25 protein-coding genes and 1 riboswitch are annotated in these 25684 nt (G+C 70.5%); of the genes, 15 read left to right on the top strand and 10 right to left on the bottom strand.

Features of this window, described 5'->3' with window-relative positions:
• Positions 1 to 108: 108 nt before the first annotated feature.
• Positions 109 to 948, top strand: coding sequence for a methyltransferase domain-containing protein (locus ABH920_RS10805; RefSeq protein ID WP_370348768.1), 840 nt, complete (start codon positions 109 to 111; stop codon positions 946 to 948).
• Positions 949 to 958: 10 nt separating this feature from the next.
• Complete coding sequence (locus ABH920_RS10800; RefSeq protein ID WP_370348767.1) at positions 959 to 1723, top strand: dienelactone hydrolase family protein; 765 nt, start codon at positions 959 to 961, stop codon at positions 1721 to 1723.
• A gap of 24 nt (positions 1724 to 1747) precedes the next feature.
• On the opposite strand, the gene ABH920_RS10795 is transcribed toward ABH920_RS10800, so the two are convergent.
• The 4 genes from ABH920_RS10795 to ABH920_RS10780 all read right to left on the bottom strand — a co-directional run bounded on the left by ABH920_RS10795 (position 1748) and on the right by ABH920_RS10780 (position 5666).
• Positions 1748 to 2692 carry a ribose-phosphate diphosphokinase gene (locus ABH920_RS10795; RefSeq protein ID WP_370348766.1) on the bottom strand — a complete coding sequence of 315 codons (945 nt, stop codon included), beginning with the start codon at positions 2690 to 2692 and terminating at the stop codon, positions 1748 to 1750.
• A 33-nt stretch (positions 2693 to 2725) separates the two neighbouring features.
• A complete protein-coding gene (locus ABH920_RS10790) occupies positions 2726 to 3337 on the bottom strand; it encodes a YidB family protein (protein ID WP_370348765.1) in 612 nt (203 codons plus the stop codon).
• Between the two features lie 411 nt (positions 3338 to 3748).
• Positions 3749 to 5341: a GMC family oxidoreductase gene (locus ABH920_RS10785; protein ID WP_370348764.1), complete on the bottom strand. Its 1593-nt coding sequence runs from the start codon at positions 5339 to 5341 to the stop codon at positions 3749 to 3751.
• A 10-nt stretch (positions 5342 to 5351) separates the two neighbouring features.
• Entirely contained in the window at positions 5352 to 5666 is a 315-nt protein-coding gene (locus ABH920_RS10780) for a DUF6295 family protein (protein ID WP_194922211.1), read from the bottom strand.
• A 91-nt stretch (positions 5667 to 5757) separates the two neighbouring features.
• Here ABH920_RS10780 and ABH920_RS10775 point away from each other — a divergent pair, with 91 nt between their 5' ends.
• The 3 genes from ABH920_RS10775 (at position 5758) to ABH920_RS10765 (ending at position 8482) form a co-directional block, all read left to right on the top strand.
• Complete coding sequence (locus tag ABH920_RS10775) at positions 5758 to 6999, top strand: nitric oxide synthase oxygenase (protein ID WP_370348763.1); 1242 nt, start codon at positions 5758 to 5760, stop codon at positions 6997 to 6999.
• An 83-nt stretch (positions 7000 to 7082) separates the two neighbouring features.
• A complete protein-coding gene (locus ABH920_RS10770) occupies positions 7083 to 7634 on the top strand; it encodes a SigE family RNA polymerase sigma factor (protein WP_370348762.1) in 552 nt (183 codons plus the stop codon).
• Positions 7631 to 8482: a hypothetical protein gene (locus ABH920_RS10765; RefSeq protein WP_370348761.1), complete on the top strand. Its 852-nt coding sequence runs from the start codon at positions 7631 to 7633 to the stop codon at positions 8480 to 8482. The genes ABH920_RS10770 and ABH920_RS10765 overlap by 4 nt, the downstream gene beginning before the upstream one ends.
• 51 nt (positions 8483 to 8533) lie before the next feature.
• Here the strand turns inward: ABH920_RS10765 and ABH920_RS10760 are convergent, their stop codons facing one another.
• Positions 8534 to 9856, bottom strand: coding sequence for a DUF5925 domain-containing protein (locus ABH920_RS10760; protein WP_370348760.1), 1323 nt, complete (start codon positions 9854 to 9856; stop codon positions 8534 to 8536).
• 146 nt (positions 9857 to 10002) lie between these two features.
• Here ABH920_RS10760 and ABH920_RS10755 point away from each other — a divergent pair, with 146 nt between their 5' ends.
• The 3 genes from ABH920_RS10755 to ABH920_RS10745 all read left to right on the top strand — a co-directional run bounded on the left by ABH920_RS10755 (position 10003) and on the right by ABH920_RS10745 (position 13595).
• Positions 10003 to 11133, top strand: coding sequence for a peptidoglycan-binding protein (locus tag ABH920_RS10755; protein WP_370348759.1), 1131 nt, complete (start codon positions 10003 to 10005; stop codon positions 11131 to 11133).
• Positions 11134 to 11263: 130 nt separating this feature from the next.
• Positions 11264 to 11932, top strand: a complete 669-nt coding sequence (locus ABH920_RS10750) for a hypothetical protein (protein ID WP_370348758.1) — start codon at positions 11264 to 11266, stop codon at positions 11930 to 11932.
• A 52-nt stretch (positions 11933 to 11984) separates the two neighbouring features.
• Positions 11985 to 13595 (top strand): Na+/H+ antiporter, encoded by a 1611-nt coding sequence (locus tag ABH920_RS10745; protein ID WP_370348757.1) that lies wholly within the window; start codon positions 11985 to 11987, stop codon positions 13593 to 13595.
• 510 nt (positions 13596 to 14105) lie between these two features.
• Here the strand turns inward: ABH920_RS10745 and ABH920_RS10740 are convergent.
• Entirely contained in the window at positions 14106 to 15767 is a 1662-nt protein-coding gene (locus tag ABH920_RS10740; protein WP_370348756.1) for an NRAMP family divalent metal transporter, read from the bottom strand.
• Positions 15768 to 16122: 355 nt separating this feature from the next.
• Positions 16123 to 16291, bottom strand: a riboswitch (M-box (ykoK) riboswitch).
• 262 nt (positions 16292 to 16553) lie between these two features.
• Here ABH920_RS10740 and ABH920_RS10735 point away from each other — a divergent pair.
• Together ABH920_RS10735 and map are read left to right on the top strand one after the other, a co-directional pair.
• The gene (locus tag ABH920_RS10735; protein WP_370348755.1) at positions 16554 to 17093 is read left to right on the top strand and encodes a GNAT family N-acetyltransferase; all 540 of its coding nucleotides are present in this window, start codon (positions 16554 to 16556) and stop codon (positions 17091 to 17093) included.
• Entirely contained in the window at positions 17090 to 17857 is a 768-nt protein-coding gene (map, locus tag ABH920_RS10730) for a type I methionyl aminopeptidase (RefSeq protein ID WP_370348754.1), read from the top strand. Before ABH920_RS10735 ends, map begins: the two co-directional genes overlap by 4 nt.
• Before the next feature lie 65 nt (positions 17858 to 17922).
• Here map and ABH920_RS10725 read toward each other — a convergent pair whose 3' ends face one another.
• Positions 17923 to 18342, bottom strand: coding sequence for a nuclear transport factor 2 family protein (locus ABH920_RS10725; RefSeq protein WP_370348753.1), 420 nt, complete (start codon positions 18340 to 18342; stop codon positions 17923 to 17925).
• A 122-nt stretch (positions 18343 to 18464) separates the two neighbouring features.
• Here ABH920_RS10725 and paaA point away from each other — a divergent pair, with 122 nt between their 5' ends.
• Genes paaA through ABH920_RS10700 form a run of 5 tightly spaced genes read left to right on the top strand, consistent with a single transcriptional unit; the run spans position 18465 to position 22262 of the window.
• Positions 18465 to 19424, top strand: coding sequence for a 1,2-phenylacetyl-CoA epoxidase subunit PaaA (gene paaA, locus ABH920_RS10720; protein ID WP_370348752.1), 960 nt, complete (start codon positions 18465 to 18467; stop codon positions 19422 to 19424).
• On the top strand, positions 19421 to 19705 hold the full coding sequence (gene paaB / locus ABH920_RS10715; RefSeq protein ID WP_370348751.1) for a 1,2-phenylacetyl-CoA epoxidase subunit PaaB: 285 nt from the start codon (positions 19421 to 19423) through the stop codon (positions 19703 to 19705). Before paaA ends, paaB begins: the two co-directional genes overlap by 4 nt.
• Complete coding sequence (gene paaC / locus ABH920_RS10710; protein ID WP_370348750.1) at positions 19702 to 20481, top strand: 1,2-phenylacetyl-CoA epoxidase subunit PaaC; 780 nt, start codon at positions 19702 to 19704, stop codon at positions 20479 to 20481. The genes paaB and paaC overlap by 4 nt, the downstream gene beginning before the upstream one ends.
• A 28-nt stretch (positions 20482 to 20509) precedes the next feature.
• Complete coding sequence (paaD, locus tag ABH920_RS10705) at positions 20510 to 21187, top strand: 1,2-phenylacetyl-CoA epoxidase subunit PaaD (RefSeq protein ID WP_370348749.1); 678 nt, start codon at positions 20510 to 20512, stop codon at positions 21185 to 21187.
• A gap of 22 nt (positions 21188 to 21209) precedes the next feature.
• Positions 21210 to 22262 carry a 2Fe-2S iron-sulfur cluster-binding protein gene (locus ABH920_RS10700; RefSeq protein WP_370348748.1) on the top strand — a complete coding sequence of 351 codons (1053 nt, stop codon included), beginning with the start codon at positions 21210 to 21212 and terminating at the stop codon, positions 22260 to 22262.
• Between the two features lie 77 nt (positions 22263 to 22339).
• Here the strand turns inward: ABH920_RS10700 and ABH920_RS10695 are convergent, their stop codons facing one another.
• The 3 genes from ABH920_RS10695 to ABH920_RS10685 all read right to left on the bottom strand — a co-directional run bounded on the left by ABH920_RS10695 (position 22340) and on the right by ABH920_RS10685 (position 25640).
• The gene (locus ABH920_RS10695; protein WP_370348747.1) at positions 22340 to 23854 is read right to left on the bottom strand and encodes a globin domain-containing protein; all 1515 of its coding nucleotides are present in this window, start codon (positions 23852 to 23854) and stop codon (positions 22340 to 22342) included.
• Between the two features lie 214 nt (positions 23855 to 24068).
• Positions 24069 to 24410: a hypothetical protein gene (locus ABH920_RS10690; protein WP_194920988.1), complete on the bottom strand. Its 342-nt coding sequence runs from the start codon at positions 24408 to 24410 to the stop codon at positions 24069 to 24071.
• Positions 24411 to 24557: 147 nt separating this feature from the next.
• Positions 24558 to 25640: a YihY/virulence factor BrkB family protein gene (locus ABH920_RS10685; RefSeq protein ID WP_370348746.1), complete on the bottom strand. Its 1083-nt coding sequence runs from the start codon at positions 25638 to 25640 to the stop codon at positions 24558 to 24560.
• Positions 25641 to 25684: the final 44 nt, after the last annotated feature.

The following is a 25684-nucleotide window of genomic DNA, read 5'->3' as shown; positions in this document are numbered from 1 at the left end:
TCTCGGCAGCGGCCCCAAAGACGCGTTGTATCGCGTTTGAATTGTATCAACGAGGAGGGTGCCTCCGCCTGTTCCCGTTTCTGCCAAGTATTCGGTCACACTGGGGAGGTGATCTCGGACGTCGTCGACTGGTTGTCCTGCCCGCATTGTGCCACCGCCTTGATCGTCGAGGGTTCTCCGGGGATGCGGTTGGTGTGTGAGGAGGGGCACGTTTTCGACGTCGCGCGGCATGGCTACGTCTCGCTGCTGGCTGGTGGGGGAGCCGCCGGTACGGCTGACACCGCGGAGATGGTCGCGGAGCGTGCCGCGTTCCTCGGGGCCGGGCACTACGACGGGATCGCGGAACTGGTCGCCGGGGTGGCGGCGGTGGCGGTTGATGGCGCTTCGGTGGCGCCTGACGAGAGTTGTGTGCTCGACCTCGGTGCGGGGACCGGTTATTACCTGGCGCGGGTCCTGGACGCCGTGGACCAGCCGGGCATCGCGCTGGACATCTCCAAGCACGCCGCCCGCCTCGCCGCGCGGGCCCATCCGCGGATCGGCGCGGTGGTCGCCGACGCCTGGGCCGGGCTGCCGGTGCGGGGCCGGGCGGCCTCGGTGGTGCTCAACGTCTTCGCACCGCGCAATCCGCGGGAGATGCGGCGCGTGCTGCACCCCGGCGGCCGGGCGGTCGTCGTGGTGCCCGAGCCGGACCATCTCAGGGAGCTGATCGAGGAGTACGGCCTGATGGCGGTCGACGACCGCAAGCCGGAGCGGTTGCGCGAGCAGTTCGCGGACCGGTTCACGGTCGAGTCCGAGCACACCTGTCGGGCCACGCTCGCTTTGTCGGCGACTGAGGTTGCGCAAGTCGTCGGGATGGGGCCGAACGCCTGGCACGAGCGCGCAGGAGAGGTCCGATCGGGCGGCGCGGTGACGGTCGCCGTCCGTGCCTACGTTCTGTCTCCGATATGAGCGTGCCACTATGTGCGGCATGCAGATCGCGATGACGAATGCCATTTCGGCCGGGACCGTCCACTACCCCGCTGGCGACGGCGCTGATATCGAGGCCTACCTGGCGGTTCCGCAGGACGAGGCGCCGCGCGGCGGCATCGTGCTGATCCACCACCTGCCCGGCTACGACGAGGCGACGCGCGAGTACGCGCGGACGTTCGCCGTGCACGGGTACAACGCGGTGGTGCCGAACCTGTACAGCCGCGAGGGCGGGCCGGGCGTGTCGTACGAGGACGCGGCGGCCGCGGTGCGCGCCGGCGGTGGCGTGTCGGACGAGCGGCTGATCGCCGATGTCGGCACGGCCGCGGAGTACCTGCGTGCGCTGCCTTCGGCGAACGGCAAGATCGGCGTCATCGGACACTGCTCGGGCGGGCGGCAGGCGCTGCTCGCGGCGTGCGGGCTGGAGCTGCAGGCGGCGGTCGACAACTACGGGGCGTTCGTGATGGTGGACAGCCCGGAGTCGACGGGGCTGCGGGCGACGTCGCTGGAGGGGCGGCTGGCCGAGCTGTCGTGCCCGTTGCTCGGGAACTTCGGTGCGGACGACGGGTATCCGTCACCGGAGGAGACGGCGCGGTTGGAGGCGGCGTTGGACAAGCTGGGGAAGACGTACGACTTCAAGACGTACGAGGGTGCCGGGCACGCCTTCTTCAACGTGAACCGGGTGTCGTACCGGCCGGAGGCGGCCATGGACGCCTGGGAGCGGATCTTCGAGTTCTACGGGGAGCACTTGTCCTGACGGCGGTTTGTCCGCGGATGCTTCTCAGACCCCTTCGAACAGCGCGCTGACCGACTCGCCGTTGTGGATCCGTCGCATCGCCTCGGCCAGTGCCGGGGCGATGGACAGGACGGTGAGCTTGTCCGACTCTTCTGTCGCGGGGATCGGCACCGTGTTGGTGCACACGATCTCCTCGACGTCGGGCTGGTCGGAGAGCCGCTTGAGGGCGCCGGAGGCGAACAGGCCGTGGGTGCAGGCCACGCGGACGCTCCGAGCGCCGAGGTCGCGCAGGCGGTCCAGGAGCTCCATGACGGTGCTGCCCTTGGCGATCTCGTCGTCGAGGACGATGACGTCGCGGCCGGTCACGTCGCCGATGACGGAGCTGATGGCGACGGTGTCGCCGGCGAAGCGCTGCTTGGCGCCGGCCGCGACCGGCACGCCGAGCAGGCGCGCGAAGGCCGCGGCCTCCTTGGCGTTGCCCAGGTCGGGGGAGACGACGGTGGTGTTGGACAGGTCGTAGTCGCGGAAGTGCTTGGCCAGTTCGCGCAGCGCGTTGAGATGGTCGACCGGGACCGAGAAGAAGCCGTGGACCTGCGGGGAGTGCAGCGTCATCGCCAGCACCCGGTCGGCGCCGGCGGCCACCATGAGGTCGGCGACCAGGCGTCCGCCTATCGAGATGCGCGGGGCGTCCTTCTTGTCGCTGCGGGCGTACGAGTAGTGCGGCACCACGGCGGTGATCCTCGCCGCCGAGGCGCCGCGGGCCGCGTCGCACATGAGCAGGAGCTCGACCAGATGCTCCTGGACCGGCGCGACCAGGGGCTGCACCAGGAACACGTCGCGCTCGCGGCAGTTGGCCTGGAGCTGCACCTCCAGGCAGTCGTTGGCGAAGCGGATGGTGCGCACCGGGTTCAGTGAGGTCTCCAGGTGCGCACAGATCTCCGCGGCCAGGGTCGGATGGGCGCTTCCGCTGAACACTGCGATGTCGCGCATGTGTGCATGGTAGCGATCTCCCACCCGGGCGGATCAACTGCCCTGCGGACGTCCTTCGGAGGCCCCACCGGCCGGAGGGCGGTTCTGACCTTGCGATCCGGGCTGCTGGGCGCTCTGCTGCACGGATTGCGGAGCGCCCGCGTTTGCCGCCCCGGGCGCGCCGGCCGTGGCCGCCTCCGGAAGGTGGCCTTCCGGCGTCATCGCGTCGACGACCTGCGGCAGCGTCGCCGCCATGGTCTGCGCGGCCTCCTCGTGGCTCATCCCAAGAGTGTTGGCGACCTGCGAGATCTGCTCCTGCCCCAGGGCCTGCGTGATCTGCTCCCCGCTGACCGGCTGGTTCGGCTGCTCGGAACTGACCCACGACTTCGCCTGCGACCCGAGCCCGCCACCCTTCAGCTGCTCCATGAGCTTCGACAGGCCGCCCCCGGCGACCAGCCCACCGATCATCGGCGCGAGCTTCTGCAGCATCCCACTACTGAGCAACCCACCGAGCCCGCCGGCACCGCCAGCCGGCGCGGCACCCATAGCCTGCGCGGGCTGCTGCATCTGCCCCTGCTCGCCGCCCTGCCCCTCCTGCGGGGGCGCCTGCTGCTCCTGCTTGCCCATCAGCTGATTCAGCAGCGAATTGATGTCGAAACCTGCCATGACGCGCGCTCCTGACGCTCGGGCCGCGCCCGCCCGGCGGCCACGCACCGCCGCGCCCCACGACCCAGCCTCGGGCAGGGCGGGTGCCCGCGCCAGTCGGGAGGGGCGGGGACTGGCGCACTGGCGGGCTCGCGTGGGGCCGGGTGGGCGGTGGCCAGGCCTGGGTGCAGGTCGCCGGCGTAGCGGCTGGTCGGCGGCGCGGCGCGGATCCGGGTCGCAGCTCTGGCCGGCTGGCCGGTCGCGGCGGGCCGGGGCCGCAGGTCATCGGGATGGCGGCCAGTTGGCGGGGCGGCGCGCGTTCCCATGTGTGACCGGCTGGCGGCCGAGTCCGATCGGCGCCAGTGTGAGCTGGTCTTTGGCGCTGCGAGGGTGCTGCAGCCGCCTGGTCCGGTACGCGAGCCAGCGCGCCACCTACCCCCGCCGCCCCGCCCGGTCGGCATCCTTCACCAGCTCGGCGGCCTTCTCCCCGATCACCATCGACGGCGCGTTCGTGTGACCCCGGATGATCGCCGGCATCACCGAGGCGTCCGCCACCCGCAGTCCCTCGATTCCGCGCACGCGCAGCTCCGGGTCGACGACCGAGCCCGCGTCGCTGCCCATGCGGCAGGTGCCGACCGGGTGGTACAGGGTTTGGGCGTAGCGGCGGATCGAGGCCTCGTACAGGTCCGGGCCGGACAGGCCGGGGAGGAGCATGTAGCCGTCGTTGAAGGGCGCCAGCTGGGGTGCCGCCGCGATCTTCTCGCAGAGGGCCATGCCGCGGGTCAGTGTCGCGTAGTCCAGGCCGTCGGCGTCGGTCAGGTAGGCCGGGTCGATTCTCGGCGCCGCCGTGGGGTCGAGGGTGGACAGGGTGATGGTGCCGTGGGAGCGCGGTTTCTGCAGGACCGCGCTGATCGTGTACCCGTGCTCCTTCGGGCGGGTCAGGCCCTCGTCGAGGAACGCCACCGGGGCGAACAGCACCTCGATGTCCGGCTGGTCCAGCCCGTCCTCGCTCTTCGTGAACAGGTACGCCTCGCCCACGTTCGACGTCAGCGGCCCCTCGTGACGCGCCAGGTAGCGCGCGAAGCCGGCCGGGGTGCGGCCGCTGATCAGCGACTTGGTGTTCTTCGTCTTCACCACGATGCCCGCGGCCAGGTGGTCCCGAAGGTTGCGGCCGACCTCCGGGAGGTCGGCCACCAGCTTCACGCCGCGCTGCTGCAGGTGCTCCGCCGGCCCGACGCCGGAGAGCATCAGCAGCTGCGGCGTGTTCACCGTGCCGCCGCAAAGGATCACCTCGCGGCGCGCCGCCACCGAGCCGACCCGTCGGCCGTCCAGGTAGCGCACGCCAGTCGCGCGGCGGTCGTGGAACAGCACCCGCGTCGCCAGCGCGCCCGTGTAGACGACCAGGTTCGGGCGTGGGCGCGCGGGCTTGAGATACGCGTCAGCCGCCGACCACCGGCGACCCGCGTGCTGCGTCACCGCCGTCTGGACGCCCGGCATCCCCAGCGCCGCGCACGCCTCGAGAAAACGCCCCGTCAACGGATGCGGCGAACGTTGCCGCTCCACCCGCACCGGCCCGGTCTTGCCGTGCGCGGCGCCGTCCGGCGCGGCCGTGAAGGCCTCGACCCGCCGAAGGACGGCCCCGATCGCGTCCGGCCCCCACTCGGGTCCGGCCGCTGCGGCCCACTCCTCGTAGTCCGCCGCGAAGCCGGTCACCCACATCATCGCGTTGATCGACGACGACCCGCCGAGCATCCGCCCCCGCGGCCAGAAGATCTGCCGCCCGCCGAGCTTCGGCTGGTTCACCGTCCGGTACGCCCAGTCCAGCTTGCTCTCGAACAGCTCCGAGAAAGCCGCCGGAATGTGAATCAGCGGGTTGCGATCAGCGGGCCCGGCCTCCAACAACGCCACCCGACACCCGGGGTCCTCCGACAGCCGCGCGGCGACCGCGGATCCGGCCGAGCCGGCTCCCACCACCACGTAGTCGTAGACACTGCCAGTATCGATTCGTGCGTCGTCGGTGGCCATGTCTATGACGTTAGACCTGCGACGACTCCGTGAGTAGTCCCGCACGCCCCACGCGCACGCCCGCCGGGAGCATGCCCTCCGGCACGCTCTCCAACGCCGTGAGAATGGCTTGCGCCAGGTCGTAAGCCGCCTGCGCGGTCAGCTCCACCGCGATCCGCGCCGACGGTCCGCGCTCGGGATTGCGCAGGTCGATGTTCAGCGTGTGCTCGTCCATGGCGTGCACCGGATGGTCGTAGTACACGCTCGCCTCGGTGACGCGGATCCACCCGGGAGTCCCCTTGGCGCTGCCCGCAACCGCCAGCTTGAACGTCTGATAGGTACACATCGGAGCCGGATCCTCGCAATCGGTAGTACGCACACCAGTTGTAGACATACGATGACGCTCTGCATTCGCCTGCCGAGCGGAGGGGATCCCCGTGTTCCGTCATGCGATACGCCAGAAGTGCCCTGGCGACCGATTATCCAGCCTAGCCAGCATCGAAGAGCTTTCCGAAGAGGCCGACCGCTTCCTGCACCAGTGCTACACCGAACTGGACCGCACCGCCGAACTCCCCGCCCGCCGCCGCGCCGTGGCCGCCGCGATCCGCGCCGAGGCGACGTACGACCACACCTTCGCCGAACTCGAATACGGCGCCCGAGTGGCGTGGCGCAACTCCTCCCGCTGCATCGGCCGCCTCTACTGGCAGTCCCTCAGGCTGCGCGACCGGCGTGCGGCCGACAGGCCCCTGCGAATCGCCGAGGAGTGCGTGGGCCACCTGCGCGAAGCCACGAACGACGGCCGCATCCGGCCCACCATCACGGTTTTCGCGCCGGACCGCCCGGACCGCCCCGGCCCGCGCATCCGCAACGAACAGCTCATCCGCTACGCCGGGTACCGCGTCGACGACGGCGTCCCGCCGGCGGACGGCACGACGCTGCCGCCGGCGCGCGCACGGCCCGGCACGCAGCCCGGTACGCAACTCGGCACGCAACCCGGTACACAACCCGGCACACGGCCCAGCACCCTCGGGGACCCGCGCAACATCGCTCTGACCGACAGCGTCCGAGCCCTCGGCTGGTACGGCCACGGCACCGCCTTCGACATCCTCCCGCTGGTCATCGAAGCCGAGGGCTACCGTCCCTATGTCCACGTACTCCCGCAGGACTGCGTCCTCGAAGTCCCGCTCTCCCACCCCCGCCACCCCTGGTTCGCCGATCTCGGCATCCGCTGGCACGCCCTGCCCGTGATCAGCGACATGTGCCTGGAAGTCGGCGGCCTGCACTACTCCTGCGCGCCGTTCAACGGCTGGTACATGGGCACCGAGATCGGCTCCCGCAACCTCGCCGACGCCGACCGCTACGACCTGCTCCCGACCGTCGCGGCCAACCTCGGCCTGGACACCACGTCCGACCGCACGCTCTGGCGCGACCGGGCCCTGGTCGAGCTGAACGTCGCCGTACTCCACTCCTACGAACAAGCCGGTGTCACGATGGCCGACCACCACACCGAGGCACACCGGTTCCTGAAACACGTGGCCAAGGAGGAACACGCCGGACGGGTCTGCCCGGCGGAGTGGTCGTGGATCGTGCCACCCTTGTCCGGCGGAGCCACGGCGGTGTTCCACCGGTACTACGACGAGGCGGACGTCCGGCCGAACTTCGTCCGGCACAGCACCTGAGAGAACCGGGCAACCCCGCCCCAGCCCCGCCGCGTTAGCAGGGATGGCGCCCGCCCGGGCGCCCACAACGACGGGGGGCGAAGGTGCGAGAACCGGACGGTTTCCGGGAGTTCCTCGCGGCGCGCCAGTCAACTCTCCTGCGCGCCGCGTGGCTCCTGACCGGAGACGCGCATCTGGCCGAGGACCTGCTGCAGACGGCCCTGGTCAAGGTGCTGCCGCGGTGGGAGCGGCTGGCCCGGGACGGCGCGGTCGAGGCCTACCTGCGCAAGACCATGGTCACCACCGCCACGTCGTGGTGGCGCCGGAAGTGGCACGGCGAGGTGCCCTCGGGCCACCTGCCCGGGATGACGGCGGGGCGCGCGTCGTCGTGGGAGCCGGCGAACGGGGTCCTGACGTCCGACGGGGGATACGAGGCCGTGGACGACCGCTCCGAGCTCGCCGCCGCGCTCCGCTCCCTGCCCCCGCGGCAACGCGCCGTCGTCATGCTGCGCTACTACCTCGACATGTCCGAGGCCGAGACCGCGGCGATGCTGGGCTGCAGCAACGGCACCGTGAAGAGTCAGAGCTCGAAGGCACTCGCCACCCTGCGCACCCGGATGTCCCGAACCCAGCGAGCCCAGGAGGTCTCGGTATGACTTCTGAGAACGACTTCGAGGACGAGCGCGACCTGGCCGAAGACGACGAGCACGCCGTGTCCGAGCACGAACTGGTCCGCAACCTGCTCGCGTCCGCACTGCCCGAATTCCCCACCACCGTGGCGCTCGGCGACCGCGCGCTGGCCAGTGCGGCACGCCGGCGCGCGCGGGCCCGGACGTTCGGCGGTGTCGGGGCGATCGCCGTGGTCGCGGGCTGCGTGCTGGCGGTGGCGCCGCTGGCCGGGTGGGGCGGTCACAAGCCCGTCACCGCCGACGTCGGCAACGCCGTCGCCGCGGCCGGGACGTCCTCGACGTCCCCGCCGCCGCTCCCGTCGTCGCCGACCTCGCGCCCCGTGCCACCGCCACCGTCGCAGCCCTCGACGACGCTGGTCGTCCCGCCCTGGACCAACTCGCCGAAGCAGCAGGCCGCCGACCGCGTGGCCAACGTGCTGCAGGACGGCCACGACAACTCCTACATGGGAGTCCTTCTCATCTCCGATAACAACCCGATCCTCGTCTATCGCAAGCCGGGCATCGACCCGACGCTGGAACACGACGCGATCCAGGCCGCGTACCCGTTCACCGTGGTGTTCCGCGACAGCGTCCTGGACGCTTCCGAGCAGTGGTTCCTGGGGCACCGGATGGACCAGGACACGGCCTACTGGAAGAGCCGGGGCGTGACCTTCGGCACCGCGCTGGAGAACGACGGCACGATCACGATCTACACCTCCGACCCCGGCACCGTCGTGCCGCTGCTGGAAGCGCACTACGGCTACGACGGGAAGGTGTTCGTGGGGCGGGAGTGGAACTTCACGGCGGCGTCCTCGCCGAGCAGCTCGGGCGGCTAGCGGCGAGGACGACTGGCGGGCGGCCGGCGGCGCCTACAGCCGCCCACAGCCCTACAGGTACAACCCCGTCCCCGTGTCGTCCCCGCTGGACGCCACCGGCTCGCTCCCATCCCGCGCCGCGATCAGCTCGGCCAGCGTCAGCCCGCCGATCGCGGTCCCGCCGCCGCCCCCGCCGCGCCCCAGGCGCGCCGCGGTGACCCGCGCCGGGTCGGTTCCCTCGCGCTCCAGCCAGGCCAGCGCCTCGGTGCGGGGGAGCGGGCCGACCTCGATCTGCGCCAGGCAGCGCCCCGGCCTTATCACCGCCGGGTGCAGGCTGGCCAGGTTCTCGTTCGTGGTGATCGCGACCAGCACGTCGCGGCCCTGGCCGAGCAGGCCGTCGGTGAGGTTCAGCAGCCGGGACAGGGCCTGGCCGCTGGTGGCCTTGGCCTCGCCGCGGATCAGCTCGTCGCAGTCCTCGAGCAGCAGCAGGCGCCAGCGGCGGCGGTTCTCCTCGTCCTCGCCGTGCCCGTGGTACTCCACGCCCATCGCCACCTCCATGAGGTAGCCGGGGGAGGAGAACAGCGCGTCGGGGTCCAGGACGTAGTCGACCTGGCACCAGTCGCGCCACTCGCGCGCCAGGGTGCGCAGGGCCGTGGTCTTGCCGGTGCCCGGGGCGCCGTGCAGCAGGATCATGCGGCCGGCGGCCTCGGTGCGGCGGACCGCCATCAGCTTGTCCATCGCGGTGGCGGCCGAGGCCGAGTAGTTCTTGCGGACGGCCTCCCACGGCTCGGCCGTGATGGTCCGCACCGTGCGGTAGGGGCCGCGCTGCGGCGCGGCGTACCAGAAGCCGACGGAGACCTTCTCCTCCTCCGGCTCCTCCTCGGCCGCCACGCCGTCGGTGGCCTGGTCGAGGATCTTGGTGGCCAGCTCCGGGGTCTCGGCGACCACCGTGACCTCGCCGCCGCCGCTGGACCAGCGCACCGAGCGCGCGGTCCAGCCGGGGCCGGCGGTCAGGCAGGACTCGCGCTTGTCCTCCACCACCGAGCGCAGGACCTCGCCCTCGGCCGGGACCAGCGTCGCGTCCTCGCGCAGCGCGTCCAGGCGGGCGTGCCGGGCGTGCGGCTGGACGCCGGTGGTGAACGGCGTGAGCAGCAGCGCGTCCACGACGTCGTAGGGGGTGTCGGAGTCGTCGATCGTCACCCGGAAGGGCAGCCGGTCCCCGGGGTCGTGCGCCGGGCGCTTGTCGGTCGCCGGGTGCTTGTCCTGGGTCGGTGTCTCCTTCGCCGGTGTCTCCTTGCCCGGAGTCTCCTTGCCCGGTGTCTCCTTGGTCTTGTCGTCGGGGACGGGGGCCGGTCGCGTGGCAGGCCCCTGAGGGCGCTGGCGGGGCAGCGTCATGTCCTCGATGATCCCGCCCCGGGACGTCCGGCCACAACACGTTTGTCGAGGTTCATGCGTGATGGGCGTGCCGCGAGGGTGGTTTTACCCGCACTTTGCCGAGCCGGGGACCGGTCCCGGAGGCGCCGAAGATACGATGACCGACCATGAGCTCGCCCGATCACCACTCACCTTGGGGGACGCCCCAGTCACCGTCCGGCCCCGCCGGCGGCGCGCAGCCGCCGTTCGGGCCGGGACCGGAATCGGCGCAACCGCCGTATCTCGCCCCCCAGTCGTCGTCGCCGCAGGACCCCGGGCAACCTGCGCCGCCGTCGATGATGTCCCCGTACGGGATGCCGCTGTCCGGCGGCCCCGAGGGACCCGGCGGCTACGGTCCCAACGGCTACGGTCCTGGTGACGGCGGTCGCGACGGCCCCGGCCGCAACCGCAGGACCCTGCTCGTCTCGGCCCTGGCCGTGGTGGCCGTGGTCGGCATCGGCGGCACGGTGGCCTACCTGAGCCGCGACACCTCGAAGCACGACAAGACCTCCCTGGCCGGCGCCGGGGCCTCGGTGACCGGCAGCTCCAGCGGCGGCGGCGACGGCTCGGCGGTCGTCGCCAACGGCGGCGGCAAGCCCGACGGCGACAGCATGGCCGCGGGCCCGTCGAGCAACGGCGCGCAGGGCGCGAATCTTCAAGGCTCCCCGACCTCCTCGTCCGCGGCCTCCGGCGCCACGACCGGCGGCCAGCCGGGCCAGAACTCCACCTCCAGCTCCAGCGGCGGTACCACCACGACCCCCGGCGGGCACCCGACCACCTCCCACCCGGGCAGCCCCGCGACCTCGACGCACGGAGCCCCGGCGCCGTCGAACCCGGCGCCCAGCACGCCCAAGTCGAGCGCTCCGGCCCCGACGGCCGCGCCGCCGAAGCCGAGCACCGCGGCCGCGCCGTCCAGCGACTGCACGTACCTGGACCTGCCAGCCTCGCAGATGCCCACCATCAAGGAGGGCTCGGGCAACGTCAACGCGGTCAAGGAACTCCAGTGCCTGCTCAAGAAGTCCGAGCTGGGCATCAAGCCGCTGGTGATCGACGGTTCGTGGGGCGCGGACACGCAGTCGGCGATGACCGCGTTCCAGGGCTGCAACAACTCCCCGACCGTGCACTCGCCCGGCGGCAACCCGCCCTACCCGAAGCTGGCCGTGGACGGCGTCGCCGGTCCGCAGACGTGGGCGGACCTGTACTTCTGGGACAACCAGTACTTCAACGGGACCGCGTACTACTGCAACGGCACGCGCTGAGCGTCCGCGACGGCGCTCGCTGATCGTCCGCGACGGCGCGCGCTGATCGGTGGGGAAGCCTCGTGGCGATGGGGAAACCGTTGTGCCGCGCGGGTGACGGCATCCGCGCCGCGATGGTAGGCATGACCCCGTGGGTGTGCCTCTGCTGATCTTCATAGGTTTCCTGGCGGTCATCATGGCTGCCGGGATCGCCGCCAACGTCCGGCGCCGGCGCGCGCTGGTCGCGATGGCCGCCGTCAAGCGCTGGGATCTGGCGACGAACGACCGGCAGCTGCCGGGCACGTTCGGCGGCCGGCCGTTCGCCTCCGGGCACGGCCGCGTCGCGCGGATCGTCTTGCGCGGCCGGCACGACGGCCGCTCGATCCTCGTGATCGACTACGAATACAAGACCCCGGGCAGCGACGGCGACGACACCCACCACTACTGGGCGGCCTGCGTCGACGACCTGCCCGCGCCGTTGCCCGCGCTGGAAGTCGTGGCGCGCGCGTCGCGGGAGAACAAGCAGATCGGTCCCGGCGTCCTGGCCGGCGCGCCGGAGTTCGTCCGCGGCGATCCCGCCTTCGACCAGCGCTACCAGGTCACCACGACGAGTCATCAGCTGGCCGCCGACATCCTGGACCCGAAGGTGCTGCGGCTGATCGCCTCCTGGCCGGACTTCTCCTGGCGGATCGAGGGAACCAGGTTGCTGACCTGGGGCAAGGGCAACGTGAAGCCGCACTGGGTGGAGACCTGTCTCAACATGTTGGTGGCGCTCGCCGAGGCCCTTCCGGAGGAGGTGTGGCGCACGGCTCGCGGGTGATCCGTCCGCGGGCGCGCCGTTCGACCCGTCTGTCATGGGATGATCAGGTGTCATGACGGCTCAACACCTCCTTTTCCTGCTGGGCGTCCCGTTCTTCTCCGTCGTGGTGTCCGCGCTCGCCCGGCGTTTCGACCTCAGCGGTCCGCTCGTGCTGGTCGTCGTCGGACTGCTGGTGTCGATCGCCCCGTTCATCCCGGACTACGACCTCGAGCCCGAGTTCGTGCTGATGATCCTGCTGCCCCCGCTGCTGTACCAGGCGGCGGTGGAGACGTCGGTGCCGTCGCTGCGCGAGAACTGGTCGGCGGTGCTGATCCTGTCGGTGGCGATGGTGCTGGTCACCACACTGCTCACCGGGTTCGCAATGCACTGGCTGATCCCGGGGATGCCGCTGCCGGTGGCGTTCGTGCTGGGGGCGGTGCTCGGGCCACCCGATACCGTCGCGGCGATCTCCATTGCGAAACGCTTGGGACTGCCGCGCCGGACCGTCGACGTGCTGGTCGGCGAGGGGCTGTTCAACGACGCCACCGCGCTGACCGCGTTCCGCATCGCGCTGGCCGCCGCGGTGGGGGAGACCGTCACGGTCTTCGACGCGGTCGGGCGCTTCGTGCTCTCCGCCGCCGGGGGCATCGTGATCGGCGCGGTGGTGGCGATGGTGTGGGACCCGATCCGCTTCCGGATGCGGGATCCGCGCGCCGAGAGCGCGATCTCGCTGATATTGCCGTTCGTCGTCTACATCACGGCCGAGGCGGTGCACGTCTCGGGCGTCATGGGCGTCGTCATCCTCGGTCTGTACCTCGGACATCGCCGGGTCCGCGCGGGATACGCGACACGGATGTTGGACACCGCGCTGTGGGACGTGATCGTCGAGATCCTGGAAGCCACGGTCTTCGCCCTGATCGGCCTCCAGCTGATCCCGATCCTGCGCGACGTGGACAACTGGGGGGCCTGGCAGCTGATCGGCTATGGCATGGCGGCCTTCACGATCGTGGTGCTGGCACGGTTCGGCGGGGTCTACACGTTCGGCTACATCGGCGGCTTCCTGGTCCGGCACCTGCGCCGCAACGCGCCACTCGCGCCTCCACCACCCCAGACCCGCACGCCGAGGATCCTGTTCGTGGTCGGCTGGGCCGGCATGCGCGGCGTGGTCTCACTGGCCGCGGCGGCCGCGATCCCGTTGACCGACAACCACGGCGGACCGCTTCCGGACCGCGAACTGGTCCAGTTCCTGACGCTGTTCGTGGTGCTGGCAACGCTCATCGTCCAAGGCCTGACCCTGCCACCGCTGATCCGCCGCCTCGGCGTCGAGGCCACGGACGAGGTGAAGGAGGACGCGTTCGCCTACTGCAGCGCAATGGGAACGGCGGCCACCGCCGGCCTGGCGCGCCTGGACGAGCTGGAGGCCACACTCCCCGACCCGGCCGTGGACCGCATGCGCGACCAGGCCCGATGGCGCGGCGACAAGGCGAAGAAGTACGCGATGCAGGTCGCTTCCGGCGGCCCAAGCGCGAGCGCGGCGGCGGTCGAGGACGCGCGACGGTCGATGCTGGACGCCGAGCGCGCAGCCATCGAGCACCTGCGGGACCTGCGGGAGATCAACGACGACGTGTACCGGCGGGTGCTGCACCAGCTGGACCTCGAAGAGGCGTACATGGAGCGGCGGTAGGTTCGGCAGCCGGAGCCGAGTCCGCAACCGAGTCCGAAGCCGAGCCCGGGGCCGAGTCCAAAGCCGAGCCCGCAACCGAGCCCGAAGCCGAAGCCGAGCCCGGGGCCGAGTCCAAAGCCGAACCGAGCCCGGGGCCGAGCCCAAGGCCGAGCCGAGCCCGCAACCGAGCTCAAAGCCGAGCCCGAAGCCGAGCCCGAAGCTGAGCCCGAAGCCGAAGCCGAGCCCGGGGCCAAGCCCAAAGCCGAGCCCGAAGCCGAAGTCCGGAGCCGAAGTCCGGAGCCGAAGCCGAAGTCCGAAGTCCGGAGCCGGACCCGAAGCCCGAGCCGGAGCCGAAGCGCTGCGCCAACCGAGTGACCCGCGGGAACAACACGCCCATGTTTTTTCGTAGCTCTGAAAAGGAGTCGTCGGGGAGCGCGGGAAGTCGCGGGCTGCAACCACAAGGCGCCGGGCGATCGCTTCGCCCAGCGCCTTGCTGTCTGTCTTTCGGGAGTCTCCGGGTCTGGGGGAAAGTCAGTGCCCGAGCATCATCGAGACCAGCTTGACCGCCACCAGCACCGTCGCCACCGCGAGGTAGGCCCGCAGCACGGTCAGCCCGACCCGGGTGCCGGCCGAGAACCGGACCTGGCCGAGCTGGTCCAGCGGCGGCGTCCGCCACTCGTCCCGGCCCGAGCGGTCGATGAACTCGGCGACGTAGTCCGGGGCCCGCCGTGCCCGCAGGGCCTTGACAGCCATCCAAGCGCCGAAGCCCAGCGTGACGACCCCGCATCCGCCGAGGATCGCCTCGATCTGCCCGGCGGTGATGTTCTGGTCCAGCACCGAGCCGGTCAGCACCAGGGACAGCGCCACCAGGACCGCGATCACCGTGCCGGTGAAGACCGTGGTCTTGCGGTTGTTGACCCAGGGTCCGAGGACTTCCTTGTCGACGCACAGCAGCAGCAGGTACACCGACGCCGAGGGCAGCAGTACGCCGGCCAGGGCCTGCACGCCGACGGTCAGCACGCCCTGCACGTGGTCGCTGGCCACCAGCACGATCACCGCGGCGAAGGCGATGATCCCGGCGTAGACCGCGTAGAAGCCCTTGGCCTGCTTCACGCCGCGGTGCAGTGAGTGGTTGATCTTCAGGCAGTCGCCCATCGCGTAGGCGGTGGACAGGGAGACTGCGAAGGCGCCGATGATCGAGGCGTCCAGCAGCGCCACGGCGAACATGTCGCCGAGGACCCGGCCGCCGTAGACCGTGAGGCCGCGGGCCACGTCGGTGGCGTCGGTGAACGAGCCGGCCAGGTGCGCCGCCGCCACCGCGCCCAGGCCGATGGTGGCCGCCGCGCCGACCACGACCACGACGATGCCGAGGCCCAGGTCGGCCTTCTCGTACTTCATGAAGCGGGGGGTGATGCGCTTGTCGATGACGTAGCTCTGCTGGAAGAACAGCTGCCAGGGTGCGACGGTGGTGCCGACGATGCCGATCACCACCAGCATCACGGTGGCCATCTGGCCCGAGCCGCCGGGGAGCACCGGGGTGATGAAGCCGTGCGTCATCGCGCCCGCGCTCGGGTGCGCCATGATCGAGATCGGGATCAGCAGCAGCGAGCCCACGCACAGGGTCAGCGCGATCCGCTCGAAGCGCTGGAACGAGCCGCTCATCGCGGCCGCCACGATGATCAGCGCCGCCATGACGACGGAGGGTACCTTCGGCAGCCCGAGGTAGCTGGTCGCCAGCGTGATGCCGATGAACTCGGTGACCAGTGTCAGGGCGTTGAGGATGAACAGGTCGATGACGCTGAACGCGCCCCAGAACTTGCCGAAGCGCTCGAAGATCAGGCGCGCGTGGCCGACGCCGGTGACGGCGCCGAGGCGCAGCACCATCTCCTGGTTCACGTACAGGACCGGGACCAGCAGCAACAGCGTCCACAGCAGCTTGGTGCCGAAGTCGTGGCCGGCCTGGCCGTAGGTGGCGAAGGCGCCGGCGTCGTTGTCGCCGACCATCACGATCAGCCCGGGGCCGACGATCGCCAGCAGGGTCTTGAGCTTGGCCGACAGGCCCGGACGGGTGTCGTGGTCGCCGAGCTTGATGGTGCCGAACGCACCCTTGATGTCGCCGACGTGCGCGTCGTCTAGGACTGCGCCGTGGCGGTGCGTGTCGCGGGCTTCGCTGTTCAGTGTGGCCGTGGTCATGGAACACCCCCTGCTGCCGAGTAGGAGCGGCTGGTCGGGAGGCACGCGTCCACCCCGCCGGCAGCGGTGGGGCCGGAGCCCCGGTGCGGCCGGGTGGTGGCAGGGAACTGATGCGGTTAACGCGCGCCGAGGGAAGGGCGGTGGGCTGGGTCGTGCGCGATGCGGGGCCGATCGTGGCCCGACCTACTACCAGGTTTCATCGCTACCACCTCCCTGCCCGCCGCGGCGCCGCGGCGCCTGTGTCTCGCGCGGTTCCGCCCGAAGCGGGCGGACCGGTCCTACTCGACACCTCGGGAGGTCAGCCCGGGAGGGTCCCGATCGCCCCGCCGAATCACGGCAAGGCCAACACGAGTCCCGGCCACCTCTCTCGTCAGAGCTTCGGCACTTCACGGCGTAGCGTCAGCTGCGCAGCCACTTGGGATCACCCCTTAATCCGAGGAGATCTGTCCTGATCCGGAGGGTCTCTCGACCGATGGGATCAGTGGCCTTTGTCCGTGAAGACGCCTCACCGAACGAGGTGTCCTAACGGAAACAAAGCATCCTCTAGCGCTGTGGGACTGTCAACTCACCTCGTCACAGGTGGGTAACGATATGGATACGGCGGCAACCGGAACGAGGGGTCGAAACGTTTGCGGGTATCAGGGTGTGGTCTGTTGTGGCCTGGCACGATCGCGGTCGATGTCAGGGCCGCCGGAGTCGTCCGGGGATTATTACAAACAGCGGGACTGCCGCTGGATCGGTGACATCGGATACCGCGCATAGCATGCAAGGGTGTTTAGCGAGCCGATGACGACAGCACGTCTGGTGCTGAAACCCTTAACGGAATCCGACGCTGAGGAGATGGTCGGGGTGCTCGGCGCCCCGGAGCTCTATACGTTCATCGGCGGAGAGCCGCCAACCTTGGAAGCTCTGCAGGCGCGTTACGCGCGCTTGGCCATAGGGCGTTCTCCGGACGGTTCGCAGGAGTGGGTGAACTGGATCGCGCGCCGCGCCGAGGACGGCGTGGCGGTCGGCACCGTGCAGGCGACGGTGGCCGACGGCGGCCGGCACGCGGACGTGGCCTGGGTCGTGGGCGCGGCGTGGCAGGGCCGCGGGTACGCGGTCGAGGCGGCGTCGGCGCTGGTGGCGTGGCTGCGGGAGCGCGGCGTGGCGGAGATCGGCGCGAACATCCATCCTGGGCACACGGCCTCGGCCCGGGTGGCCGAGCGGATCGGCCTGGCGCCGACCGGCGAGCTGGACGACGAGGGCGAGCAGCGCTGGCGCGCGCAGGGTGCGCCGGGGCAGACGGTGGACGAGGATCCCGAACGGACGGAGAAGACCCGGTGATCGAGCTGAAGACGCCGCAGGAGATCGAGAAGATGGCGGTCACCGGCCGGTTCGTGGGCGAGACGCTGGCCGAACTCGCCGAGCTGGCCCGCCCCGGCGTGAACCTGATGGACCTGGAGCAGCGCGCGCGGCGCCGGATCAAGGAGCGCGGCGCGGTGTCGTGCTACTGGGACTACGCGCCCTCGTTCGGGCGCGGGCCGTTCCGCAATGTCATCTGCCTGTCGGTGAACGACGCGGTCCTGCACGGTCTGCCGCACAAGTACACGCTGCGCGACAGCGACGTGCTGACCCTGGACTTCGCGGTCTCGATCGACGGCTGGGTCGCGGACTCGGCCCGCACGGTGATCGTCGGCACGCCGCGCCCGGAGGACGTCCGCCTGGTGGAGTCGACCGGCGTCGCGCTGGAGGCGGGCATCGCCGCCGCGCTCCCGGGCGCCAAGCTGGGTGACGTCTCGGCGGCGATCCAGGCGGTCGCGACGGAGTACGGGTACCCGGTCAACATGCAGTTCGGCGGTCACGGCCTCGGGCACACGATGCACGAGGACCCGCACGTCGCGAACGCCGGCCGCCCGGGCCGCGGGCTGGTGCTGCGGCCGGGGCTGACGCTGGCGCTGGAGCCGTGGTGGTCGGCGACGTCGAACGAGATCTTCACGGACCCGGACGGCTGGACCCTGCGGTTCCAGGACGGGTCGCGCGGGTCGCATTCGGAGCACACGATCGCGATTACCGAGGATGGGGCTCGGGTGCTTACCCGGGTGGATTGATTTTTTGTTTTTGTGGTTTTTTCTGGTCGGTGCCGGCTTTGTCGGCGCCGATTTTCTTTTGTTTTTCAGCTCACCAGGTCGGGTGCGAAGTAGTCGCGCAACTGCGCGATCTTGTCGTCGCGGATGCGGAAGATCTGCACGAGGGAGACGACCGTGTCCGCCTCATTTGTTTCTTCGTCGGCGTCGAAGGCCGTGTCGATCTCGACGATGAACACGTCGGGATCCGCGGTGGTGTGCAGGACGAATCCGGACTTCTCGAAATTGGGGGAGCGGCCGTCTTTCGGCAGTTGCTCGTAGTAGGCCGCCATTCCGCTGCGGATCTGCTCGCGACCTTCCAGCCTCCTGGGGAACGTGGCGCCGGCGGGCACGAGCGGGGCCTCGTAGACGCCGTCCTCCGTGAAGTTCTCGGCGAGGGCGTCGGGGTTCCGGGTCATGGTGCCGGCGTAGATGTAGCTCTGGAAGATCTGCTGCGGCGTTCGGGACATGGGCCCATCATCACAGCGGGACGTGCGGCGTTCCCGATGATTTCGCCGTCTCCTTGTTGACACCGCCGCCATCCCGGCGGGACCATGGAACCGAACGTTCGGTCGGTTGAGAGGTGGATGCCGTGACGGAGCCGCTGGACACGTCGGCGCTGCAGGAGCGCTTCGACGGGCTGATCGCCGCCGACGAGCGGATCGAGCCGCGGGACTGGATGCCGGAGGCGTACCGCAAGACGCTCGTGCGCCAGATCGCGCAGCACGCGCACTCCGAGATCATCGGGATGCAGCCGGAGGGCAACTGGATCACGCGCGCCCCCTCGCTGCGGCGCAAGGCGATCCTGCTGGCGAAGGTGCAGGACGAGGCCGGGCACGGGCTCTACCTCTACGCGGCCGCCGAGACGCTCGGCGTGGACCGCGCCGACCTGCTCGACGCGCTGCACAACGGGCGTCAGAAGTACTCCTCGATCTTCAACTACCCCACGCTGACCTGGGCCGACATCGGCGCCGTCGGCTGGCTGGTGGACGGCGCGGCGATCATCAACCAGATCCCGCTCCAGCGCTGCTCCTACGGTCCCTACGCGCGGGCCATGGTGCGCATCTGCAAGGAGGAGTCCTTCCACCAGCGGCAGGGCTTCGAGCTGCTCAACGACCTGGCGCACGGCACGCCCGAGCAGCACGCCATGGCGCAGGACGCGCTGGACCGCTGGTGGTGGCCGTCGCTGATGATGTTCGGCCCGCCGGACGCCGAGTCCTCGCACTCCGCGCAGTCCATGGCCTGGCGCATCAAGCGGCACTCCAACGACGACCTGCGGCAGCGCTTCGTCGACATCAGCGTCCCGCAGGCCGAGGCGCTGGGGCTCACCATCCCGGACCCGGACCTGCGGTGGAACGAGGAGCGGGGGCACTACGACTTCGGCGTGATCGACTGGACGGAGTTCCAGGAGATCCTGGCCGGCAACGGGCCGTGCAACCGGCAGCGCGTCGCGGCGCGGGTGCAGGCGCACGAGGACGGCGAGTGGGTTCGGCAGGCGGCTATGGCCTATGCGGCCAAGCACAGTGACAGTGAGAGGGACGTGGCGGCGTGAGTAGCGGTCTGCCTCTGTGGGAGGTCTTCATCCGCGGGCGGCGTGGGCTGTCGCATCAGCACGTCGGGAGCGTGCACGCCTCGGACGCGGAGATGGCGCTGCGCAATGCGCGAGATCTCTATACGCGGCGCGGCGAGGGGGTCTCCATTTGGGTCGCCCCGGCGGCTGCGATCTCCGCTTCCTCGCCGGACGAGAAGGAGCCCTTCTTCGACCCGGCTGCGGACAAGGTCTATCGGCATCCGACGTTCTACCGGGTTCCGGAAGGCGTGAAGAACCTGTGACTACCTCTACAGAGCCCTCTGAGTCCTCTGCGCCGGTTGCGCAGTACGCGCTCCAGTTGGGCGACGACGCGCTGATCCTGTCGCACCGGCTGTCGGAGTGGTGCGCGCATTCTCCGGAGCTGGAGGAGGACGTCGCCCTGGCGAACCTCGCGCTGGACCTCTTGGGACAGGCGCGGACGCTGCTCACGTATGCGGGCTCTCTAGAGGGCGCAGGGCGTTCTGAGGACGACCTGGCGTTCCTGCGCACGGAGCGGGAGTTCCGCAACGTGCTGCTGGTGGAGCAGCCCAACGGCGACTTCGCGGCGACCATCGCGCGGCAGCTGTACTTCGCGACGTACCAGAGCGAGCTGTACGCGGCCCTGTGCGATTCGACGGACCCGGAACTCTCCGCGCTCGCGGCGAAGGCGGTGAAGGAGGTCGCCTACCACCGCGACCACGCCGTGCAGTGGACGCTGCGCCTCGGCGACGGAACCGAGGAGAGTCACCGCCGCATGCAGACCGGACTGGAGCAGCTCTGGCCGTACACGGCGGAACTGTTCTTCGCGGATCCGATCGCCTCCGCGCTGGTGGAATCCGGCGTCGCGGTCGACCCGCGCACGCTGCGGCCCGCGTGGGAGGCCTCGGTCGCCGGCGTGGTCGAAGCCGCGACCCTGACGATGCCGGCCGACGGCTGGCAGCCGCACGGCGGGCGCACCGGACGGCACAGCGAGGGATTCGGGCTGCTGCTGGGCGAGATGCAGGCGCTGCACCGGCAGTACCCCGGGGCTAGCTGGTAGACGCGAGAAGACGACGGAGGTGGCGAAGATGGCGATTGTCGAGCAGCGCATGGCGCTCGACCTGGCGGCGCTGGAAGCCGCCGCATCGGCGGTCCCCGACCCGGAACTCCCGGTGGTGACCCTCGGCGACCTCGGCATCATCCGCGGCGTCTCGCTCGCGGACGACGGCGCGGTCGAGGTGCGCATCACCCCGACGTTCGTGGGCTGCCCGGCCACCGAAGTCATCGCTACCGACGTCCGCACAGCGGTCGCGAACCGCCTCCGCGAGTCCGGTGCCTCCGAGATCGAGGTGCGCACACGCACCGCGATGTCACCCCCCTGGAGCACCGACTGGATCAGCGCCGCCGGCCGCCGCAAGCTCGCCGAGCACGGCATCGCCCCGCCGACCGGCGCGGCACGGCACGCGGGCGGTCCGGTCGCCGTGACGATCGGGCGCGTCGGCGATGGGCGCGCGGTCGAGTCCGGCGGCGCATCTGATCGCGCGTCGGCTGGCAGCAGTCCTGTCTCTCCTTCCCCCGCCCCCCACCCGCCCTTCCAAAATCGCGCAGCCCAGGCCGCAGCTCGAACCGCCGCCGCCGCCCCCGCCTGCCCCCGCTGCGGCAGTGCCGACACGCGCGAGATCAGCGCGTTCGGCAGCACCCCGTGCCAGTCCCTGCGTGCCTGTCGGGCGTGCGGGGAGCCGTTCGGGGCCATTAAGTCCCTGTGATCTAGTCCCCTGTGAGAGCGCTGTGACCTTCCTTCCTGTCGTCGGCCTGGACCGGCTCACTGATGACGCCGTGCGCGTCGTGTTCGAGGTGCCCGCGGGGGAGCGGGACGGGTTCCGCTTCGTGCCGGGGCAGCATGTGACGGTGCGGGTGGAGCTCGGCGGGGTCGAGGCTCGGCGGGCCTATTCGCTGTGTGCCGCACCGTGGGGCGATGGGGCCGCGACGCTGAGCATCGCGGTCAAGGAGCTCGGGCCCGGGGGGTTCGGGGAGATCGCGGCGGGCAAGCTCGGGGTCGGGGACCTCGTGGATGTGCTGCCGCCGGCGGGGCGTTTCGTCTTGCAGGAGGGCCCTGAGCACGTCGGTATCGTCGCCGGGAGCGGGGTGACGCCGGTCTTGGCCATGGCCGAGGTCGCGTTGGCTCGCGGGGATCGCTTCACTCTGATTTACGGCAATCGGACTGCCGCCACTGTCATGTTCCTGGAGGAGCTCGCCGATCTCAAGGATCGCTACGCCGAACGGCTGATGGTGCTGCACGTGCTCTCCCGCGAGCCGCGCGAGGCGGCGCTGCTGACCGGGCGGATCGACGCCGAGCGGCTGCCGGAGCTGCTGGCCGCGGCGTCGCCGGGCCCTGAGGCGCACTACTACCTCTGCGGGCCGATGGCGATGGTCGACACCGCCAAGGAGGTGCTGGCCGAGCGCGGGGTGACGCGCGGGCACGTGCACTTCGAGCTCTTCCACGCCGAGGACGCCCCGCCGCCGGCCGCCTACGCCGAGACCGCCAAGGTGCTGGACGAGGGCGACGTCGACGTGACCGTCACCCTCGGCGGCCGCCGCACCCAGCTGGCCATGTCGAAGGACGACGACTCCGTCCTCGCCGCCCTGCTCAAGGCCCGCCCCGACACGCCCTACTCCTGCACCGGCGGCGTCTGCGGCACCTGCCGCGCGAAGATCGTCCAGGGCGAGGTCGCGATGGCCCACGACTACGCCCTGGAGCCGGAGGAGAAGGCGGAAGGGTTCGTCCTGGCGTGCCAGTCCCGGCCCTTGACGTCGGCGGTGGAACTTGACTTCGACGCATAGGGAATAGCTGCGTAGAGGTACAGCCGCATAGAGGTACGGCAACTCAGAGGTACAGCCGGGCAAAGGAAAGCGGACTCCTAAGAAGCCTGCGAAAGCAGCCACTCGTCCAGCGTCTCCGCAGTCCCCACCTGCCCGGCCACACCGGCGCGCCAACCGCCGTCCTTCCGCCACCCGTTCCGCGAACCCGCCCAGGACCCCACCGCGGACCCGACAGAGGCTGCCCCGGAAACCTCCGGCCTCACAGCATCCAGAGGCTCCTCCACGCCCGTCCCCGGCCCCACCGGGGCCGTCGGAGGCATCGGCACGCCCTGCCCCGCCCCCGGCTGCCACAGCCCGTCCATCCCGCCGTACGCGTCGAACCGGATGCTCGCCAGCGGAATGTTCAACTCTTGCAGCCGCGCGACCGTCGCCCGCACCATCGGCACGGACCCCGACACGTACACGTCGTGCCCGGCCCAGTGCTCGAAGAACTCCCCATGGCGCGCCACCACGTCGGGCAGCATCCCGCGCTCCCCGGGGTACCGCGGGTCGTGCGACACCGCCGAGACCACCGACAGCCAGCGCCGCCGGTACGCCAGCAGTTCGAGCTCTGCCAAGTCGTACAGCTCGTCGTCATGGCGTGCCCCGTAGAACAGCCGCACCTGCCGTGTCGTGTTCCACGTCGCCATGTCCTCGACCATCGCCTTGATCGGCGCCAGTCCCGTGCCCCCGGCGATGCACAGCACGTCCCGCATCGACTGCGAGTTGCACAGCATCGTCCCCGACGGCGGGCCCAGCCGGACGACGTCCCCGACCTTCGTGTGGTTCACCAGCGCCGTCGACACCCACCCGGCGGGGATGGCGCGCACGTGCAAAGTCAGAGTGTTGTCGTGCCGAGGGGCGTTCGCGATCGAATAGTGCCGCCACACCCGCGGCCAACGCTGTGTCTCCAGCGATAAGTACTGCCCTGCGCGGAACGCATAAGGCGCGTCCGGCTCCAGCGTGATGACAGCGATGTCCGGAGTGCGCAGCTCATGCCCGACCACCCGCGCGCTCCACCACGCCGGCGTCAGCTTCGCGTCCTGTTCCGCGGCCTCGATCATCGTCCCGGCGACGAGCTGGTACGCCGCCAGCCAGGCGGTGTCCATGTCCGGGGTCCACGCGGTGCCCGCATAGCGTTTCAACGCTGATATGAGGCACCGCCAGACCACGTCGTAGTGTTCCGGCCGCGCGCCGTACTTGCGGTGGTCGCGGCCCAGGTCCCTGAGATAGTCGGCCAGGCCGTCAGGGTGCTCGGCCTGGCCGACTATGTGCACCAGGGCCTGGAACAGGCGGTCGCGCTGCGCGTCCATCATCGGCGGGAACATGTCCCGCAGCGCCGGGTCCTCGGTGAAGAGCAGCGCGTAGAAGTGCGACAGGACCTGGTCCGCGCAGTCGGCCACCAGTGTGAAGCTCTCCCGGATCAGCGCCGGGACGCGTGCCGGGTCCAGGTCGGTGCTCCCGGCACGTCCGGTACTTCCGCCGCTCCCGGCACCCTCGGAGTTTCCGGTGTTTCCGGTGTTCCCGGCACTCTCGGTACTCGCGGTGCTGCTCGCCGCTGCCTGCCGCACCATATCTCGCGCCCCCAAAGCCTTCCGCCGGCTCCGTGACCCCTACGTCACGGAATGCATACCCAGCGCAAGCGATTACCTTAGGCTCCGGCGGCGTCGCGGAACGTTGAAGTCCGGTGGAAGTCCGGTCTGGTAAGGGAGGGATTGTCCGCTATGGCGCGGGGAAAAGTCCTGGAAGTCCGCCAGGAGTCCGGGGCTCCGCGGTGAGGCCGCGGCGCTAGCGCGAGGGTTCCTGGCGCATCAGGGTCACGCGGCGGCTCAGGATGGCCTCCGCGGTGGCGCGTCCGTCCGGCCAGCGGCGGACGGCGATCCAGTCGTCGGTGAGGGGTCGTCGGAGAGGGTCCGCTGCCATGGAGAGCAGCAGATTGGGGCCGTAGGTGGCTCTGAGCGTGCCGGTGCCGGATTCGGCCGTACATCCGCCTTCACCGGCTTCCGTGACCAACGCCGGTATGAGGTCGGCGCCGGCTGCTTCCTGCAGGACCGCGAAGGCCTTCTCGTGGCCCTCCGTCCAGCCCAGCGCCCGGAGCCGCTGTGAGCCCATCGGAGCTGCGGTTGACACGTATGCTGTCCCAGCTTTCACTGTTCTGTCCGGTTCTTGTCGACCGGGTTCCAGGTCCATCGCCTGTCCCGGTATCTACCGAAATCCCGGAAGATCGCTTCATGGTACGTACGGCTGCGACGCGTTGTCGCAAGGTTTTCTGCCAGCTCAGTCGTCCGTAGGAAACCCTTCCGGACCGGGAGTGTCGACGTCCCTCTGAGCGGCAACCCGCTGGCGCAGTGCCAGCCTCGCAAGCCACAACCGCCGCGAGGGCCACACTTGTTCCACGGCCGCGTTCAGCGCCGCCCCGAGCAGTACGGCCAGCGCCGTCATGTACAGCCAGACGAGGATCGCCACGGCCGCGGCGAGCCCTCCATACAGCGAATTGGTCGGGTCGGTGTCGGCGAAGGTGCTGGAGACCCAGTCCCGCAGCAGCGCCGACCCGCCGATCAGCAACAGCAGCGCCAGCACTGTGCCCGGCAGGTCCTGCGACCACGGGGTCCGCACCGGCACGGCCAGGTGGTACAGGGTGTTGAGGAACGCCGCCAGCACCGTGAGCATCAGCGGCCAGTACACGGCGTGGATCAGCCCGGTGATCGGCGGGAACGCGCTGACCAGCAGGTCCGGCCCGAGCACCAGCAGCGGGAGCGCGACCGAGCCCAGGAGCAGGCCCAGCATGTACATCCCGAACGCCAGCAGGCGGGTGCGCACTATCCCGCGGCGGCCCGACAGGCCGTAGGCGATCGTGATGGTGTCCACGTAAACGTTCATGGCGCGCGATCCGGCCCACAGCGCCAGCACGAACCCTATGGAGATGAACTCGGGGTGCCCGTTGGCGAGCAGGTTCGTCAGCAGCCCGTCGAGCTTCAGGATGCCGGGTTGGGACAGCATCGTGCCGGCGGCGCCGAGGATGTTGTGCTTGATCTGGGCGATCCGCGCGGCGCCGATCCAGCCGTTCAGGTAGCCCAGGGTGCCGGCCAGCCCGATCACCAGGGGCGGCAGCGACAGCAGCGCGAAGAACGCCGCCTCGGCCGCCAGGCCGGTGATGCGGTAGCGCATGCAGATGGAGAAGGTGATCTTAGTGACGCGCCACCAGTTCTGTGCCTGCGCGCGGAAGCGCTCGCGCGGCCCCAGGTGAAGGTGCGGTTCGGCGTGCTCCGGCAGGTCCGGCTGCTCCCGGGGCGCCGGCACGAGGGTGCCGGGGTCGGGGGTGGCGCCGGAGCCGGCGGGCAGGTCGAGCACTGGGCGCATGCGCGGGTCCTCGGGTCCGACTGGGAGGTTCACAAAGGTCAACG

This window comes from Catenulispora sp. EB89, from assembly GCF_041261445.1.
Lineage (GTDB): Bacteria > Actinomycetota > Actinomycetes > Streptomycetales > Catenulisporaceae > Catenulispora.
This window is presented reverse-complemented; position numbering and strand designations above follow the sequence as displayed.